At 42.3% G+C, this 14605-nt stretch carries 16 protein-coding genes; 11 read left to right on the top strand and 5 right to left on the bottom strand.

The genetic code is table 11. The annotated features are described in order from the left end of the window. Positions 1-50 precede the first annotated feature (50 nt). Both IGJ74_RS16005 and IGJ74_RS16000 read left to right on the top strand, forming a co-directional pair. Positions 51-737 carry a response regulator transcription factor gene (locus IGJ74_RS16005; RefSeq protein ID WP_087664558.1) on the top strand — a complete coding sequence of 229 codons (687 nt, stop codon included), beginning with the start codon at positions 51-53 and terminating at the stop codon, positions 735-737. Beyond that, entirely contained in the window at positions 731-2062 is a 1332-nt protein-coding gene (locus IGJ74_RS16000) for a sensor histidine kinase (RefSeq protein ID WP_087664559.1), read from the top strand. The genes IGJ74_RS16005 and IGJ74_RS16000 overlap by 7 nt, the downstream gene beginning before the upstream one ends. Positions 2063-2146: 84 nt before the next feature. Here the strand turns inward: IGJ74_RS16000 and IGJ74_RS15995 are convergent, their stop codons facing one another. Next, the gene (locus tag IGJ74_RS15995) at positions 2147-3340 is read right to left on the bottom strand and encodes a toxic anion resistance protein (protein WP_005233515.1); all 1194 of its coding nucleotides are present in this window, start codon (positions 3338-3340) and stop codon (positions 2147-2149) included. A gap of 97 nt (positions 3341-3437) precedes the next feature. Further along, positions 3438-4079: a 5-bromo-4-chloroindolyl phosphate hydrolysis family protein gene (locus IGJ74_RS15990; protein WP_008379306.1), complete on the bottom strand. Its 642-nt coding sequence runs from the start codon at positions 4077-4079 to the stop codon at positions 3438-3440. A gap of 218 nt (positions 4080-4297) precedes the next feature. Between IGJ74_RS15990 and IGJ74_RS15985 the strand changes: the two genes are divergently transcribed. Then, on the top strand, positions 4298-4876 hold the full coding sequence (locus tag IGJ74_RS15985; RefSeq protein WP_087664560.1) for an NUDIX hydrolase: 579 nt from the start codon (positions 4298-4300) through the stop codon (positions 4874-4876). Continuing rightward, on the top strand, positions 4869-5165 hold the full coding sequence (gene macP, locus IGJ74_RS15980) for a cell wall synthase accessory phosphoprotein MacP (RefSeq protein ID WP_005233519.1): 297 nt from the start codon (positions 4869-4871) through the stop codon (positions 5163-5165). Before IGJ74_RS15985 ends, macP begins: the two co-directional genes overlap by 8 nt. A gap of 57 nt (positions 5166-5222) precedes the next feature. On the opposite strand, the gene IGJ74_RS15975 is transcribed toward macP, so the two are convergent. Next, the gene (locus IGJ74_RS15975; protein WP_087664561.1) at positions 5223-5825 is read right to left on the bottom strand and encodes a class I SAM-dependent methyltransferase; all 603 of its coding nucleotides are present in this window, start codon (positions 5823-5825) and stop codon (positions 5223-5225) included. Positions 5826-5977: 152 nt separating this feature from the next. Here IGJ74_RS15975 and IGJ74_RS15970 point away from each other — a divergent pair, with 152 nt between their 5' ends. Genes IGJ74_RS15970 through IGJ74_RS15960 form a run of 3 tightly spaced genes read left to right on the top strand, consistent with a single transcriptional unit; the run spans position 5978 to position 7580 of the window. Continuing rightward, positions 5978-6673 (top strand): 5'-methylthioadenosine/adenosylhomocysteine nucleosidase, encoded by a 696-nt coding sequence (locus tag IGJ74_RS15970; protein ID WP_005227823.1) that lies wholly within the window; start codon positions 5978-5980, stop codon positions 6671-6673. A 43-nt stretch (positions 6674-6716) separates the two neighbouring features. Then, the gene (locus IGJ74_RS15965; RefSeq protein ID WP_008379309.1) at positions 6717-7280 is read left to right on the top strand and encodes a cysteine hydrolase family protein; all 564 of its coding nucleotides are present in this window, start codon (positions 6717-6719) and stop codon (positions 7278-7280) included. Continuing rightward, positions 7281-7580, top strand: coding sequence for a hypothetical protein (locus IGJ74_RS15960; protein ID WP_087664562.1), 300 nt, complete (start codon positions 7281-7283; stop codon positions 7578-7580). A 101-nt stretch (positions 7581-7681) separates the two neighbouring features. Here IGJ74_RS15960 and IGJ74_RS15955 read toward each other — a convergent pair whose 3' ends face one another. After that, positions 7682-8701, bottom strand: coding sequence for a hypothetical protein (locus IGJ74_RS15955; protein ID WP_087664563.1), 1020 nt, complete (start codon positions 8699-8701; stop codon positions 7682-7684). Between the two features lie 870 nt (positions 8702-9571). Between IGJ74_RS15955 and IGJ74_RS15950 the strand changes: the two genes are divergently transcribed. Continuing rightward, a complete protein-coding gene (locus tag IGJ74_RS15950; protein ID WP_008379314.1) occupies positions 9572-10126 on the top strand; it encodes a hypothetical protein in 555 nt (184 codons plus the stop codon). A 140-nt stretch (positions 10127-10266) separates the two neighbouring features. Next, positions 10267-10875: a hypothetical protein gene (locus IGJ74_RS15945; protein WP_008379316.1), complete on the top strand. Its 609-nt coding sequence runs from the start codon at positions 10267-10269 to the stop codon at positions 10873-10875. A gap of 63 nt (positions 10876-10938) precedes the next feature. Here the strand turns inward: IGJ74_RS15945 and IGJ74_RS15940 are convergent, their stop codons facing one another. Beyond that, complete coding sequence (locus IGJ74_RS15940) at positions 10939-12831, bottom strand: M13 family metallopeptidase (protein WP_016612961.1); 1893 nt, start codon at positions 12829-12831, stop codon at positions 10939-10941. Positions 12832-12971: 140 nt separating this feature from the next. On the opposite strand from IGJ74_RS15940, the gene IGJ74_RS15935 reads away from it, so the two are divergent. Continuing rightward, positions 12972-13511: a C39 family peptidase gene (locus IGJ74_RS15935; protein WP_005233534.1), complete on the top strand. Its 540-nt coding sequence runs from the start codon at positions 12972-12974 to the stop codon at positions 13509-13511. 71 nt (positions 13512-13582) lie between these two features. Further along, entirely contained in the window at positions 13583-14548 is a 966-nt protein-coding gene (locus tag IGJ74_RS15930; protein ID WP_005233536.1) for a ribose-phosphate diphosphokinase, read from the top strand. Positions 14549-14605 lie beyond the last annotated feature (57 nt).

The following is a 14605-nucleotide window of genomic DNA, read 5'->3' as shown; positions in this document are numbered from 1 at the left end:
CTGAAAAGTGATTGAAAAAGAAATGATGAGTGTAAAAGGGGGACTGACCGATGCGGATCTTATTCGTAGAAGATGAGCCATCGATCGCAGAAGCGGTTGCCAGCTTATTGAAGAAACAACATTATTCCGTTGATTTGGCGTATGATGGCGAAACCGGATTAGATTATGCAGCGAGTGGTGTATATGACATTCTCGTTTTGGATATCATGCTGCCAAAAATCGATGGGATCACATTGCTAAAGACGTTACGCAAGCAAAATATTCGCACGCCGATCATTATGTTGACGGCCAAAAGCGAAGTCGATGACAAAGTACTCGGCTTGGATGCAGGGGCAGATGATTACTTGACGAAACCCTTTCAAATGAAAGAGTTGCTGGCACGGATTCGTTCGCTAGGCAGAAGAAAAGATTTGGATTATCAAGAAGACCAATTAGCCTTTGGCAACGTGGGCTTAGATCGTAATGAGCTGCAGTTATCCACGCCTAGCAATCAAGTGGTGTTGTCACCCAAAGAAATGAAACTGATGGAGCTATTTTTAGCCAGACCCAAAGTGATCTTATCAAAAGAAACCATCATCAATAAAATTTGGGGCTTTGATCCCGATGTGGAAGAAAACCGCGTTGAAATCTATGTGTCTTTGCTGCGGAAAAAACTGACGCTGCTTGAAGCGGATATCGGCATTCGCACGATCCGCAATGCGGGGTATATTTTGCAGAGCAAGGAGCCGCCATGTTAAAAAAATTGCGAAATAAAATGCTGTGGTTCAATATGGCACTGATCTCGATCATTGTCTTAGGTGCCTTTACCTTTATCTATATTTTGAATGCCACCCAAATTGAAAACGAGATCCAATCGCTCATCTCACAAGAATCAAATCTCCTAGCTGCAGCACCGTTAGATGAGGAAGAAGTGCGTCAATCACTGGCAGACCCAGAATATCCAATGATTTTGACTGTCATCAATAGTACGAGTGACGTCAGAGAAATTGGCTTAGTTGTCAGCGATCAAGTCGACGTTGAGATCCAAAGTGATGATGAGGGTGTCGATGAGAGCGAACTGTATGCCGCTTTGGTCGATACAGCAACGAAGCAAGGAGCAGTACCAAACGAGGTGAAGTTGAATGATCGTTATTGGCGCTATTCCCTCTTTTTGGTAGCTTCTTTCAGCCATTATTCCATCAATAATGAGTCAATGGGAATGTACTCTACCAGTATCAATAGCTATGAGCCGTATTACCAAGTAATGTTTTTTGATGTCACCGATTATAAGACCAGTCTGAGAAATCTAAGAAACACGCTTTTGCTCATCGGCGTTTTAGCTTTAGCCAGTATTTATATCGCTAGTTTTTATGTGGCCAATCGAGCCTTGCGACCGGTGGAACTGGCTTGGCGCAAACAAAAAGAGTTTGTTTCTAACGCTTCCCATGAGTTGAAAACACCACTGGCGATCATTCAAGTCAATGCTGAGGTATTAGCTGGCAGTCCAGAAGAAACCTTGGAAAGCCAAATGAAATGGCTGGAAAACATTCAGTTAGGTTCCGAACGGATGGATGAGCTAGTAAATAGCTTATTGCTGTTGACCAAATTTGAAAGTGCCGAGCAAGAAATGGTGCGTTCGGTGATCGATGCCAGTCAAGTCGTGCAAAGTGTTTATCAAAGCATGGAGGCGATTGCGCTGGAAAAAGGGATCCACTATCAGGAACAGATCGCTAAACAGGTGCGCCTTGAAAGCAATGAGCAAGCCTTGCGGCAATTGACCATGATATTGGTAGACAATGCCTTGAAATACACGCCCGCTGGAGAAACAGTCACAGTGGCCCTAATCGAAGGGCAACGAAAGACAGTGCTGCAAGTCTCCAACGGTGGTTGTCCGATCCCCGAAGAAAAAATTCCCTATGTCTTTGACCGCTTCTACCGCGGGGATCCTTCTCGCAACCATCAAGACGGCGGCTATGGGTTAGGTTTAGCCATCGCCAAAGCCATCACAGAAATGCTGCAGGCGCAAATCAGTTTGACGGTGGATCAAGACGGCGTCAATCATTTTGAAGTTTCATTTCATTGAGATTGGATCGCTGCTTTCACTTAAATAAAATTTTTCAAAAAAAGAGGACTCCATGAATGGAAGTCCTCTTTTAATAGGTGAAATTTACTTGTTGCTAGTTAAATCCAATAAGCGGTCTTTCAAGTCTTCTTCTAGATGACCCAATTCCACTTCGGCAGCACGACGTTTTTCTTTTCCTTCTTTTTGGATCCGTAATGTTTCTTGGATCGTTTCCACAAGGTCGTTTTGTGTTTTTTGCAATGTTTCGATGTCGACGATGCCGCGCTCGTTTTCTTTCGCTGTTTCAATAGCAGAAACTTTCAACATTTCTGAGTTTTTCTTCAATAGATCATTGGTGGTCTCAGAAACTTGGCGCTGTGCCGTAACTGCATCTTTTTGACGCAATAAAGTCAAGGCAATGACCACTTGGTTTTTCCATAGTGGGATCGCTGTATTGACAGAAGCTTGGATTTTTTCTGCTAACGCTTGGTTCGTGTTTTGGATCAGGCGAATTTGCGGTGCCTGTTGGATCGTGATTTGACGTGCCAAGCGCAAGTCATGGGTCCGTTTGTCTAAACGATCTAGGAATTGCGTGTAATCGTTGGCGATCTGTACGTCCATTTGATCATTCGTTTCTTCTGCTTTTTTCATGGCTTCAGGAATGATTTTGGTTTGCAATTCTTGCATCTTCAACTCGCCAGCGGCAATGTAGATGTTCAATGCATCGAAGTAATCTTTGTTCTTTTGATACAACTGTTCCAACATCAGGTTGTCTTTTAGCAAACCGTCTTTTTCTTTATCCAATTTGACGGCGATCTTGTCGATTTGGGCACCGATTTTTTGGTATTTAGCGGTGATTTCAAAAATGGATTGTTTTACTTTACCAAACATCCGCTTGAATAAGTTGCCTTCACCTGCACGCAGTTCATCTGGATTAGCTTCTTGCAAGCGATACATCAACTCAGTCAATGAGTCGCCCACAGGGCCGATATCAGCTGCTTGGACATGGTTCAACATAGATTGGGAAAACTCCCCAAGTTTGGTTTGGGCAGCTGCACCATAGGTGATGACTGCTTGCTGGTCAGTTGCATCGATCTTGCTGGCTAATTCTTGGGCCTGTGCTTGACGCTCTGGCGGTAATTTGTCAATCAAACGCGGTGCTGTTTGCTGTTCTTTCAGCTGACTGATCTCCGCTTGTTGAGTAGTGGTCAAAGTGTCGACAGGGGTTGAAAATGGGTTGTTCAATAAATCGTCAAGCGTATCCGTTACGGGTTTTACTTGATTTGGTGTGTCACTCATAATAACTCCTCCTAATAATTGTCTGCTTTCGAAAAAAATCTAGCCTGGGCTAGATTTTTTTTTAGATTCTTTTTTTGTTGCCAATCAGAATCTATCCCTATTCATTATCTCGTTTTATGCTTTGTTTGGCAATGGATAACTCAATATCCATGTCATCAAGATCGTCTGCTACAAATTGGGAGTAGTCTTTGGCGATCAAGGAAGCCATTTGCTCGATAATTTGTGTGCTTTCTTCGATTTTATCATAGGTCTCACGACTTTTGATCTCATGGCTATTGATTTCAATGAACTTATCGGTCAAATCGACCATATTGGGCAAGTGGGTATAAAGGAAATGACTTGCCAAAGGCAGTTTAGTTGGTTCTTTTACGAGTTCTTTGAAAAGAGCTTTTGAGGCACGCAAGGCATCGTGACGCAAGTCAATGGCTTTTAACTTGTTATTGCTAGTGATATTTTTTTGGTATTTATCGATTTGGTGTTTCGTCTGATTCATCGTTTCACGGAACAATTCGATCTCACGAGCAGTCATTCCGCTTTTCAAGTAATGGGCTTCTCGTTCTCTCGTTAAAGAAGGCAAAACTTGTGGATCCGCTGCCGGAACTTTACGTCCTCTGATACCGACGTAGACTAAAATCGCACCGACGATTAATAATAGGCTCGCAAATGAATCGCCTACTACGTTAAAAATAATACTGATGAGGACGATCGCACCAACGATCAGCCAGATGTTTTTTTTCATTTTTCCTCCTCCTAAAAATCTCTTGGACAAGTAGATTGGGTTATTCGACATCTTTATTTTAGCATGTTCACTAAAAGAAAAATATCAGACTTGGGGTGGATTTTCCGATTTTTAGTAAATTCATAAGCTTTCTTGCTATTTCTTAAGAAGATATTTTTTCTAAATTATGCTAAAGTGTTTGATAGATAAGACGTATGAGGAAAGTTAGGTGTCGATAGATGTTAGAATTTAAAGATTTTGAAGAAAAAACGATCCAACGGAATGAAATTTTCCATGGCAAAATCATTGATGTGGTGGTTGATGATGTCTCCTTGCCCAATGGTGGAACCAGTAAACGCGAACTAGTCTTCCACCCAGGTGGGGTGGCCGTGATCGCCTTGACGAGTGAGAACAAAATGCTGTTCGTTCGCCAATTCAGAAAGCCATTAGAGCGAGTGATTTTAGAGATACCAGCAGGCAAAATCGATCCAGGAGAAGGCGCACGTCCAGATTTGACTGGCGCCCGGGAATTGGAAGAAGAGACTGGCTATCGCGCAAAAACGCTAGAGCATGTTTCTTCTATGTACCTTTCACCAGGCTTTGCGAATGAAATCTTGCACGTCTATTATGCGAAAGAGCTGGAAAAAGTGGCAAATCCCTTACCGCAAGACGAAGACGAAGTGCTGGAAGTCTATGAATTGAGCTTAGATCAAGCACAAGCCGCTATCGCTGATGGAACGATCTGTGATGCGAAGACCGTGTTTGCGATCCAATTTTGGGAGTTGCTGGAATTGAAACGGAGGAACGGACTTGCCTAAAGAACCATTGATCACCCGCAGTGAACTTCGACGCCGACGCGAAGAAGAACAAGCGGCGTCTGAACGTAATCAGCAAATCGTAGAAAAGCAAAGCAAGAAAGAATGGAAACAAAAAGAAAAACAAATCGATAACCACTACCGAAAAGTGCGCAAGAAAAACAAAGAAATCACGAAGACCCGTGCCGGTGAGAACCAAAAATCTCGGGATCTGAACCGTTTTTTAATGAAAGCCATTGTGATCGTCACTTTATTGTTAGTCGTCGTCGGTTTGGCGATCTTTTTGTTGTGATTCATCTAGTACTAAGAAAAAGCCGCCCCTGCATCTTCTGCAAGTGCGGCTTTTTTGTTATTCGGTCGGCTTTTTCAAAATAGCTAAAAATATGGCCGCTGGCTGATTCATGAACAAATGATCCGCTTCATGAAAAACGGTAAAGGAAGTGTCGGTAAACCCAATCGCCTCTGTCAGTTGAGTCAATGCAGCAGGGTCAAACCCATTATGAACCAGCGGGTGAGACACGGCGGGATTTTTGAGGAAATCCACTAGGTAAAGGGTTCCTCCTGGCTGCAGCAAGGCGTATAGTTTTTCCATCATAGCGGCTGTGTCAGGAATATGCAGCAAGACGAGGGATAGCAGCACAGCGTCTGCTTTTGCTTGTAAGGATTCTTGCAGCAGATCGTGGACAGTTGCAGAAGCATTGGCCAGCTGCAGTTGGTTGATTTTTTTTTCAGAAACCTCGATCATGCCAGGGGCAGTATCCCAGATGGCTAAGTGCTGGACATAAGCTGCTAAGGGCAGACTTACTAGGCCGGTACCGCCGCCGATATCGATCAGAGTTTGGTGCTGGTTGTCTTTAAAATAAGGTTCAAGGGTTTGGGTGACTAATTGTGCTAACGCGATCCGTTCAGGGGTATCGTATTTTGCTGCCATGGCGTTGAAAATTTCAGACATAAGTGCCTCCTTTGATAATGACAAAAAACTGTTCGTTTCGTCAAAACTAGTTTATCATGAAAGGAGAAAAAACACGTCAGTAGATACGTGGGAATTTCTGTTGTTTTTCATTTTAAAGGATGAAAAATAAACGAGAAGCAGGAGGCAAACACATGAAAATTGGTATTATTGGTGCAATGGAGGAAGAAATCAAGGCGTTGCGGGAACAGTTGATTTCACCGCTTTCTTGGGAACGCGGCGGCGCACTATTTATTTCAGGAAGTATCGGCAATCATGAAGTGATCGTCGTTCGTTCAGGTATTGGTAAAGTTCTGGCATCGATCACCACTAGTTTACTGATCCAACAATACGGGGTCAATATGGTGATCAATACTGGATCAGCTGGTGGGATCGGTGCCGGTTTACAAGTAGGGGATTTAGTGATCTCAGATAAAGTGGCCTATTTTGATGTCGATGTGACGGGCTTTGGTTATGAATATGGCCAGTTGCCTGGTGGGATGCCTTTGTATTATGAAGCCAGCCGCTATTTGATCAGTGAGATGACAAAAGCCGCAGAAGCGACCCATCATACCGTGAAAAAGGGACTGATCGTTACTGGTGACAGCTTCATTCATGACCCGCAAAAAGTACAGGAGATTTTAGGACATTTTCCAGATGCCTTGGCTTGTGAGATGGAAGGAGCCGCGATCGCACAGACTGCGCAGCAATTCAATATTCCTTTCTTAATCGTGCGCGCGATTAGCGACACCGCCGACCACGCAGCAACCGTCTCTTTTGATGAGTTTATCTTAGAAGCTGGCAAGCGTTCCGCTGAAATGGTCTTGGCATTCGTTGAAACATTAAAGTAACTTAAAAAACAGGAGAGCCGATCCGTAAGAGGAGGAAGGAAGCATGAGAGCATTACTATCCATTGATTATACGTTTGATTTTGTTGCAGATGAGGGACGATTGACGACGGGTGCTGCTGGGCAAGCGATTGAAGCTGCCTTAGTGGCTCGGACGCAAGCCTTTATCGAAGCCGGTGAGTATGTCGTTTTTGCCATTGATCGTCATGAGGAAACAGACAACTATCATCCTGAAAACCGCTTGTTCCCACCCCACAATCTTGCGGGCAGTGCGGGGCGACATCTTTATGGTCGTTTAGCCCCGCTTTATGAAACCTATCAGGAAGCGCCAAATGTCTATTGGATCGACAAGCGCCATTACTCAGCGTTTAGTGGTACCGACTTGGACATCCGACTCCGGGAAAGAGGGATCACGGAATTGTACCTGACCGGCGTTTGTACCGACATCTGTGTCTTGCATACAGCAGTGGATGCCTATAATTTAGGCTACCAACTGGTGATCGATGCAGATACCGTTGCCAGCTTTGACGCGGTCGGACATGAATGGGCACTACGCCATTTTGAAAATACCCTTGGTGCGAAAATCATTTCTGCGAAGGAGGAAGCATAAATGGGATGGATGGATCAATTAAAAGCAAATTTCAGTTTCAGTGAACTGACTAGCCTTTATCAAGCGTATCAAAAAGGGAATCTTGATGTGAAGGCGTTGTTGAACAATGACTTCTTACAAAAGTATACAGATTTTCAGAACTTGGATGAGTTTATGGCTAAACTAGGAATCCAGAATGAAAACCAAATCTTCGACTTTCTAAAAGACCGCCCCAATCGACAAAAAGCCGATAAAGTCGTCAATGAGCATTCTCAATTCGATTCTGTGATTAGTATGATGAAAAAAGCTTTACAGAAATAAACAACGATAGAAGAAGGAGCCTTCGAAAATCAACTGATTTCCGAAGGTTCCTTCTTCATATAGTAAGTGGTGGGGATAGGTAACAAATTGATTTTTATTTGCTACCACATACCCCAGTTATTAAGCTGTCTAAAGTTTAGACGGCTGTTTCGTGTACCCGCTAAAGTATTGATGGCAGCAAGATCAATAATAGATACGTACATTGTCGCCATAGCGGTAACATACATGGTAGCGATTCCCGCTATCCCAATTGGATTTGCACCCATAAGTAGAAGAAAGACAGAGTCTAAAACGGTGTCATACATCCCTTTTAAAGCTTTTTTCGAAGCTTGGTCGATGGTTTCTTGTGTATCGATTATTTTGGAAATTTCTTCCATGAATTTTTCTGGGGAGTTTATGGATTCTAATGAAGGTTTTTCTTCAGTGAAATATTTATGAATAGCATCAATGAAAGAGGCTCCATGTTCTAAGGTCTTGTAACCCGCAATGGATTTTTTTACATTAGAGACATGATTTTTAAGGTTATAGATATCTAGATTTGAAAAATAATCTTTAAGACTAATTACCGTATCATAAGATGATAACGCGAAATTCAAGTACTTGGTTCCCGTAGTGGTTCTAAGGAAGGCATTGTAAGCATTGGTGTCATTGAAGGTGTAATACTCAGGGTAGTAACGAAGGGGAAGTCTGTCACCCACCAGCCCAGCATTGCGATCATAATCATGCACATCAAAATAATAAAGCATAAATGTGTGCATAAGTTGATCATTGGTGGGATTGTTCCCGTAAATTCTAGTGGCAAATTGTTTGACTTTAGGAAACTCAAAAGGAACGACCGGCGTAACAGCTGGTAGACTTCTTTCTGAACGCTCCTCTGCTGGCAATAGTGACTGGTACTGTAAATTTTCAAAATCGATACTCGTATTAGCAAAGATTTCCAAAGATAAACCGATTTCTACTAGCTCTTCTTCAAGGGCGACCAATAGATTCGCTTTTTCGTAATGGTCATCAGGAACATCTGCAAAATTGCCACTCTCACTGACAGCATATGCCGTGATTGGTGAGAAAAAACCACTCAGTAAAACGACAAGTAACAATATAACTGAATATTTTTGCTTCATTTCAATTCCTCCTCATAATTAAAGTTTGACAACACGTGTTATACAAGTTAAATTTATCATATAAAAATACAAAAATGAATTATTTTATCTAAATTTGATTAATTTGTTTAAAAAATGTAGGATTAGTTATTTCGTCTTAATTTTTGGAGGTATCCCTAAGCAGATAACCTTGATTGCTAAATGAGGAGGGAAGTGAAAAAATTCAAGATATTCGACGATGATACAACTAAAGGAAAATTGTATGCTTTGATTGATTATCTAGTGATCACCTCAGCCCTTTGTTTTAGTGCATATCATTCTTTTCCGCTTACGATTCCTAAGTATTTACATATTCCGGGGACGAACGAGTATATGGTAGGTGGCTTATTTAGCGTATTAATGTCCTACTCTCTTTATAAGACCTATTTGTTGAATGCGCATAAAAACATTCCTAAAGAAAAAAAACATAGTATAGAAATCAGTTTTTTTCTCGGCTTACTCGTCTCTTTTATTTTGCTTTTATTCAGATCAGAAAGCTTAATTAATCATTTGCTTTTTCGAAACCAATTACCTTTGAAACAGATTATGTATCACTTAGATCGATTGTATTTTCTCAATCTACTTATGTTACTGTTCGCTTTGATACGGTGTTTATTCGCTTTTGATTACTATCAAGCCTTTTATTACAAAAAAAGAAAATGCTACATGGGCTATATTTATGTATACAGCTTTTTATTTCTAGTAGGAGGTGCACTCTTCTATATGTGGATCATGTCCATAAACTTTTTATTTCGCAAATAGTGTCTTCGGAGTTTACGTCCATACCTCATTGCCATAGGAAAAGTTTTTTCAAAAATATACTCAGTTATGAATAGAATAGGGGGCTTTGTATTGGGGAAAACGGATCAAGTGACGTTATACAAGCGAAAAGGAAAAATCTATTCCATCATTGATCATATAATTATGGGGGCTGCAATATTACTTGAAACATATCATAGCTCCCCAATTAGACCTATAATTCGTGGGAGATCAGATATTCGTGGGATTGGGTTGTCGGCTGTGAGCGCAATGGTGTTTTTGCTAGCTTGGGAGACAACTTTAAGTTTGAACCGCCATGAGCTTGTTCCTGAATACAAAAAGCATATCGCTGGAATTGAGCACGTTTTCTTCTTCTTGGTTGGTTTTTTTATCTTGATTTTCACTGCCGATCCCTTGATTGGTTTACTATCGCGAACGATACCGGTAGAGAAAATCACCTATCATCTGGAACGGCTCTACTTTCTTCATTTTTTTATGATGTTCTATGTTTTGTTGCGGTGTGTATTGGCATTCGATTATTATCAAGCCTTTTATTATGAAGATAAAAAATGCAGGATGTATTATGTCTTGCTTTGTTTTTTCGTGGGAGTAGGTGTCATTCGTATTCTTCGTGCAGCTCTTACTTAATTTGTCTCATTTATTCAACCCTTCTAAAAGAAGAATCCATTAGCAAAAGATAAGCTTTAGGTGATTAAAAGATTGTCTTTCAATCGCATAAGTTTGTTACAGGATTGCTTCATTTAAATTGTGAGGAGGTTTTTAATGTTTTGAAAAAAAGATATCAACCCCTTGATAGTTATCAGCGAAAAGGGAAGATCTATTCTCTTATTGATCATATAATTATGGGGGCTGCAATATTACTTGAAGCATATCATAGCTCCCAAATTTGGCCTCGTAGATTCTCGATTAGACCTATAAGAACTCTTGGAAATTCAGATATTCGCGCGATTGGGTTGACAGCAGTAACCGCAATGATACTTTTGCTAGCCTGGAATACAACTTCAAGTTTAAACCGTCATGAGCTTGTTCCTGAATACAAAAAGCATCTCGCTGGAATTGAGCACGTTTTCTTCTTCTTGGCCGGTTTTTTTATCTTGATTTTCACTGCCGATCCCTTGATTGGTTTACTATCTCGAACGATACCGTTAGAGAAAATCACCTATCATCTGGAACGGCTCTACTTTCTTCATTTTTTTATGATGTTCTATGTTTTACTGCGGTGTGTATTGGCATTCGACTATTATAAAGCCTTTTATTATGAAGATAGAAAATGCAGGATGTACCATGTCTTGCTTTGTTTTTTCGTAGGCATAGGTATCATTCATATTCTCCTGGGGGTTCTTTCGTTAGTTGTCTCGTTCATCTATCACTTCTAAAAAATCCATAGCAAAAAGACAAACCCTAGCTATCTATGGTTTGTCTTTTTCTTACGCTTTTGTTTACCAGATCTGCACACGATCTTCTGGTGCACGATACATAGGGTCACCAGGTTTGATATCAAAGGTTGTATAGAATTCATCGATATTTTGGACTTGGATATTGGCCCGTAGTTTCGCTGGTCCGTGGACATCGATCGCCAGTAAGAGCTGTTGGTATTGTTCTTTGGCTTTTGTACGCCAAATCTTCGCCCAATTGGTGAAGAAGTCTGTTAAAGAAACATCGCTTTCTTTTTGCGCTGCTTCTAGCGCACAGCTTAGTCCGCCTGCATCGGCGATGTTTTCAGAAACAGTCAATGTTCCGTTGACGGTACCGCCGGCAAAGGGCAGGCCATCAAACTCGTCGATCATCGCTTGAGCTAAGCGTTCAAAGTGGGCCAGATCTTCTTCTGTCCACCAATTGTTTAAATTACCATATTCATCAAATTTTGCCCCGTTGTTGTCAAAGGCGTGGGAGATCTCATGAGCAATGACCGCGCCGATCCCCCCATAATTTGCGCTGGTGGATTGTTCCAAACTATAAAAGGGCGCTTGTAAGATTGCGGCTGGGAAAACGATCACGTTCTTAAATGGGTGATAGTAGGCATTCACGGTAGCGGCGGACATTTCCCATTCCTCGCGATCCACGGGCTGCTGCCATTTTTTGAAGCCATCTTCTCGGAACAAACGATTGAAATGCAGGGCATTTGCCAGCAGACTTTTCTCTTCATCGGTATGCAATTGATCATAAATAGCAGGAACTTGATCAGGGTACCCGACATGGATGCCTAAACGATTCAATTTGATGATCGCTTTTTGGCGGGTTTCTTCACTTAACCACGTGTTGTTGCGCAAACGATCTTGGTAGACAGCAATCATTGTTTCCACCATGTGTTTGACGTCTTTTTTCGCCATTTCCCCAAAGTACTTGCGTCCATAATAATCACCGATCACTTGACTAAAATGACCCATCGTTAAGTAATAAGCCGCTTTTTGTTGGGGAGCCGCTTCATCGATCCCTGATAAGTAGCGACTGTAGGTTCCGCCTAACTGACGCAATTCTTCACTCAGATAGCTAGTATAGCGCAAGCTTTGGTTGACGATCATCCAGCCTTTCAAGAGTTCAAAATGGCTATCAGAAACAATAATGTCAAAGGCTTCAAAGTAAGCGGGTTCCGTTACGATCAGCTCTTCTGGTGTACCTGGTAAAAGGGCTGTCAAGAGTTGTGTAAAATCGATCTTGCTAGCTTGCTTTGCAAATTCCTCCAAGGAGCGAGGATTGTAGTTTTTACTATAATCCGCACTTTCTTCCGCACTGCGGACGTGAGGGGCGATCAATTTATCAAATGCGATCGCTTGCTCTACCAACGATTCCGCTTCTGCTTGGTCTTTTCCGTAAGCAACTAAAACGTTGACGGCCATCTCAAAGTAGACTTGCAGCATTTCGCCTGCTTGGGGATTTTCTGTGTAATAGGTTTTATCCGGCAAAATAGTAGCAGGCGGATAGACCGACAAAGTATTCATTTGCGCATTTTTCATGTCTGCATCGACATCCAGTTGGAAAGGCAAGGCAATGCCATCTAAAACGAAACTTGCCAGTTGCTGATTCAATTCCTCATAAGAACGCAACGCTTCGATTTTTGCTAATAGTGCATTTGCTTCAGTAGCGCCAGCTGCCTCTCGTTGGGCAAAATCGCTGGCTAAGCGGTAAAAAGCCACAGCATCCTTCATGCGGCCTTTTGGCGTAGCATGGGGATCGTGTGCCATATTTTCAAATTCTGCGATCATTAAGGAATCGATTCCGTCAACGAGATCTTGGAATCCACCCGTAGCGGGTTTATCTGCTGGAATAACAGCGGTCTCCAGCCACTCGCCATTTACATAGTCATAAAAATCATCTTTTAACAAGGTTGTCATGTCTTTCGCTCCTCTCGCTTTCTACTATTATGAAACAAAATCTGTAAGGACGCAAAGAAAAGTTTTCTAGACGAAAAAGGGTTTTGATCCAAGTAGGAGGAGAATCTAAGGTATAATAAGAAAAAAGGCAGGTGAACGAGATGGAACAAGTAGAGTGGAAAGGGATCGCCGAAGAGCGGTTTCGTCCGTATAAGCAGTGGGTCACTCCTTCAGGGTATTTATGCGGCACCTATGCGGCAGCCGTCTTTTTGGCCTACTATCAAGATTACATCGATGAAACGATCATCCCGAAAGCGTTTCGTCGAAAAAAACAGCGGGATCTGACAGTAGTGACGGAAATGCTGCGTGTGCTGATTCAGCCTCATGGGTTGCCGACGATCGCTTGGCAAGTCAGTCATGGTTTGACTCGGTTTTTCGATCAATTCCAATTGCCTTACCGCGGACGTGCGACCGTTGTTGGCGGTTGGCATCGAGCGTGCAAACGAATCGACGAAGGCAAACCGGTGATCATCGGTATTTTGAAGCCTTTAGGCAGCACATATGGCAATCATTGGGTCGTGGCTTACGCCTACGCCGAAACCGCCAGCGGAGAACGCTATTTTAAAGTTCATGACAACTGGGGCAACTACAAAAAAGTAATTCCCGCCAGTTGGGTAAACGGTACCGTCACACTTCCTTGAACGAGACGGTTAAAAAAACAGTCACTTTGTGCTAGAATAGAAGAAAACAACCACATTCATTGGAGGCAATCATGGGCGAAAGTTATAAAGATAGTTCGTTGAAAATTTTTAGTTTAAATGGAAATTTACCATTAGCAGAAAACATTGCGAAAGTTTTCGGTACAGAACTAGGGAAGTCAAAAGTGACACAGTTTAGTGATGGAGAGATTGCCATCAATATTGAAGAAAGTGTGCGGGGCGACCATATTTATATCATTCAATCGACGAATGAACCCGTCAATGATCATTATTTAGAGTTGCTGATCATGATCGATGCGATGAAACGGGCTAGTGCGAAGACCATCAATGTCGTTTTGCCTTATTACGCATATGCGCGGCAAGACCGAACCGCCAACCCGCATGAGCCGATTACTGCAAAATTGATTGCCAATATGCTGGTGGAAGCAGGGGCTTCTCGGATCTTGACGCTTGATCTGCATGCCGTCCAAGTTCAAGGATTTTTCGACATCCCAGTGGATAATCTCTTTACGATCCCATTGTTTGCCCATTATTATCGCGAACAAAAAATGACTGGTGACGACTATGTCGTTGTTTCACCAAAAAACAGCGGTGTCCAACGGACCCGTAGTTTGGCAGAATACTTAGATACAGCGATCGCGATCGTCGATCAAGATGAAGCCGATGGCGGCTATGTGATTGGTGATGTCGTTGGGAAAAAATGTATTTTAGTTGATGACATTTTAAATACCGGCCATACATTGGCAAAAGCGGCAGACTTGTTGAAGGAAGCTGGTGCCAGCGAAGTGTATGCTTGTGTGTCTCACGCCTTACTTTCGCCGCCAGCTAAAGAAATTTTGGATCAATCAGCGATTGAAAGGATTTGTGTCACCGATTCTTGTTGGACCAGCGAAGAACGCCATCCAGAAAAACTGCACTACATTTCTTGTGCTGAATTGATGGGGGAAGCCGTTCGCCGCATTCACGAAAATACACCAATGAGTCCATTGTTCCGCCTGGAAAGCAAAGAGTATAAATAAAAATATGAAAAGCACCCGCTATCCCTAGGGACAGCGGGTGCTTTTGCGTGTGGGGGA

This window comes from Enterococcus sp. AZ009 (assembly GCF_050548785.1).
GTDB lineage: Bacteria > Bacillota > Bacilli > Lactobacillales > Enterococcaceae > Enterococcus_D > Enterococcus_D entomosocium.
Note: the sequence above shows the minus strand (reverse complement) of the source record. Positions and strands in the feature narration are given on the sequence as shown.

Excerpts from the sequence above, each read along its gene's own strand:
- IGJ74_RS16005 (WP_087664558.1), top strand. The coding sequence starts at position 51 with ATGCGGATCTTATTCGTAGAAGATGAGCCATCGATCGCAGAAGCGGTT.
- IGJ74_RS16000 (WP_087664559.1), top strand. The coding sequence starts at position 731 with ATGTTAAAAAAATTGCGAAATAAAATGCTGTGGTTCAATATGGCACTG.
- IGJ74_RS15995 (WP_005233515.1), bottom strand. The coding sequence starts at position 3,340 with ATGAGTGACACACCAAATCAAGTAAAACCCGTAACGGATACGCTTGAC.
- IGJ74_RS15990 (WP_008379306.1), bottom strand. The coding sequence starts at position 4,079 with ATGAAAAAAAACATCTGGCTGATCGTTGGTGCGATCGTCCTCATCAGT.
- IGJ74_RS15985 (WP_087664560.1), top strand. The coding sequence starts at position 4,298 with ATGTTAGAATTTAAAGATTTTGAAGAAAAAACGATCCAACGGAATGAA.
- IGJ74_RS15975 (WP_087664561.1), bottom strand. The coding sequence starts at position 5,825 with ATGTCTGAAATTTTCAACGCCATGGCAGCAAAATACGATACCCCTGAA.
- IGJ74_RS15970 (WP_005227823.1), top strand. The coding sequence starts at position 5,978 with ATGAAAATTGGTATTATTGGTGCAATGGAGGAAGAAATCAAGGCGTTG.
- IGJ74_RS15965 (WP_008379309.1), top strand. The coding sequence starts at position 6,717 with ATGAGAGCATTACTATCCATTGATTATACGTTTGATTTTGTTGCAGAT.
- IGJ74_RS15960 (WP_087664562.1), top strand. The coding sequence starts at position 7,281 with ATGGGATGGATGGATCAATTAAAAGCAAATTTCAGTTTCAGTGAACTG.
- IGJ74_RS15955 (WP_087664563.1), bottom strand. The coding sequence starts at position 8,701 with ATGAAGCAAAAATATTCAGTTATATTGTTACTTGTCGTTTTACTGAGT.
- IGJ74_RS15940 (WP_016612961.1), bottom strand. The coding sequence starts at position 12,831 with ATGACAACCTTGTTAAAAGATGATTTTTATGACTATGTAAATGGCGAG.
- IGJ74_RS15935 (WP_005233534.1), top strand. The coding sequence starts at position 12,972 with ATGGAACAAGTAGAGTGGAAAGGGATCGCCGAAGAGCGGTTTCGTCCG.
- IGJ74_RS15930 (WP_005233536.1), top strand. The coding sequence starts at position 13,583 with ATGGGCGAAAGTTATAAAGATAGTTCGTTGAAAATTTTTAGTTTAAAT.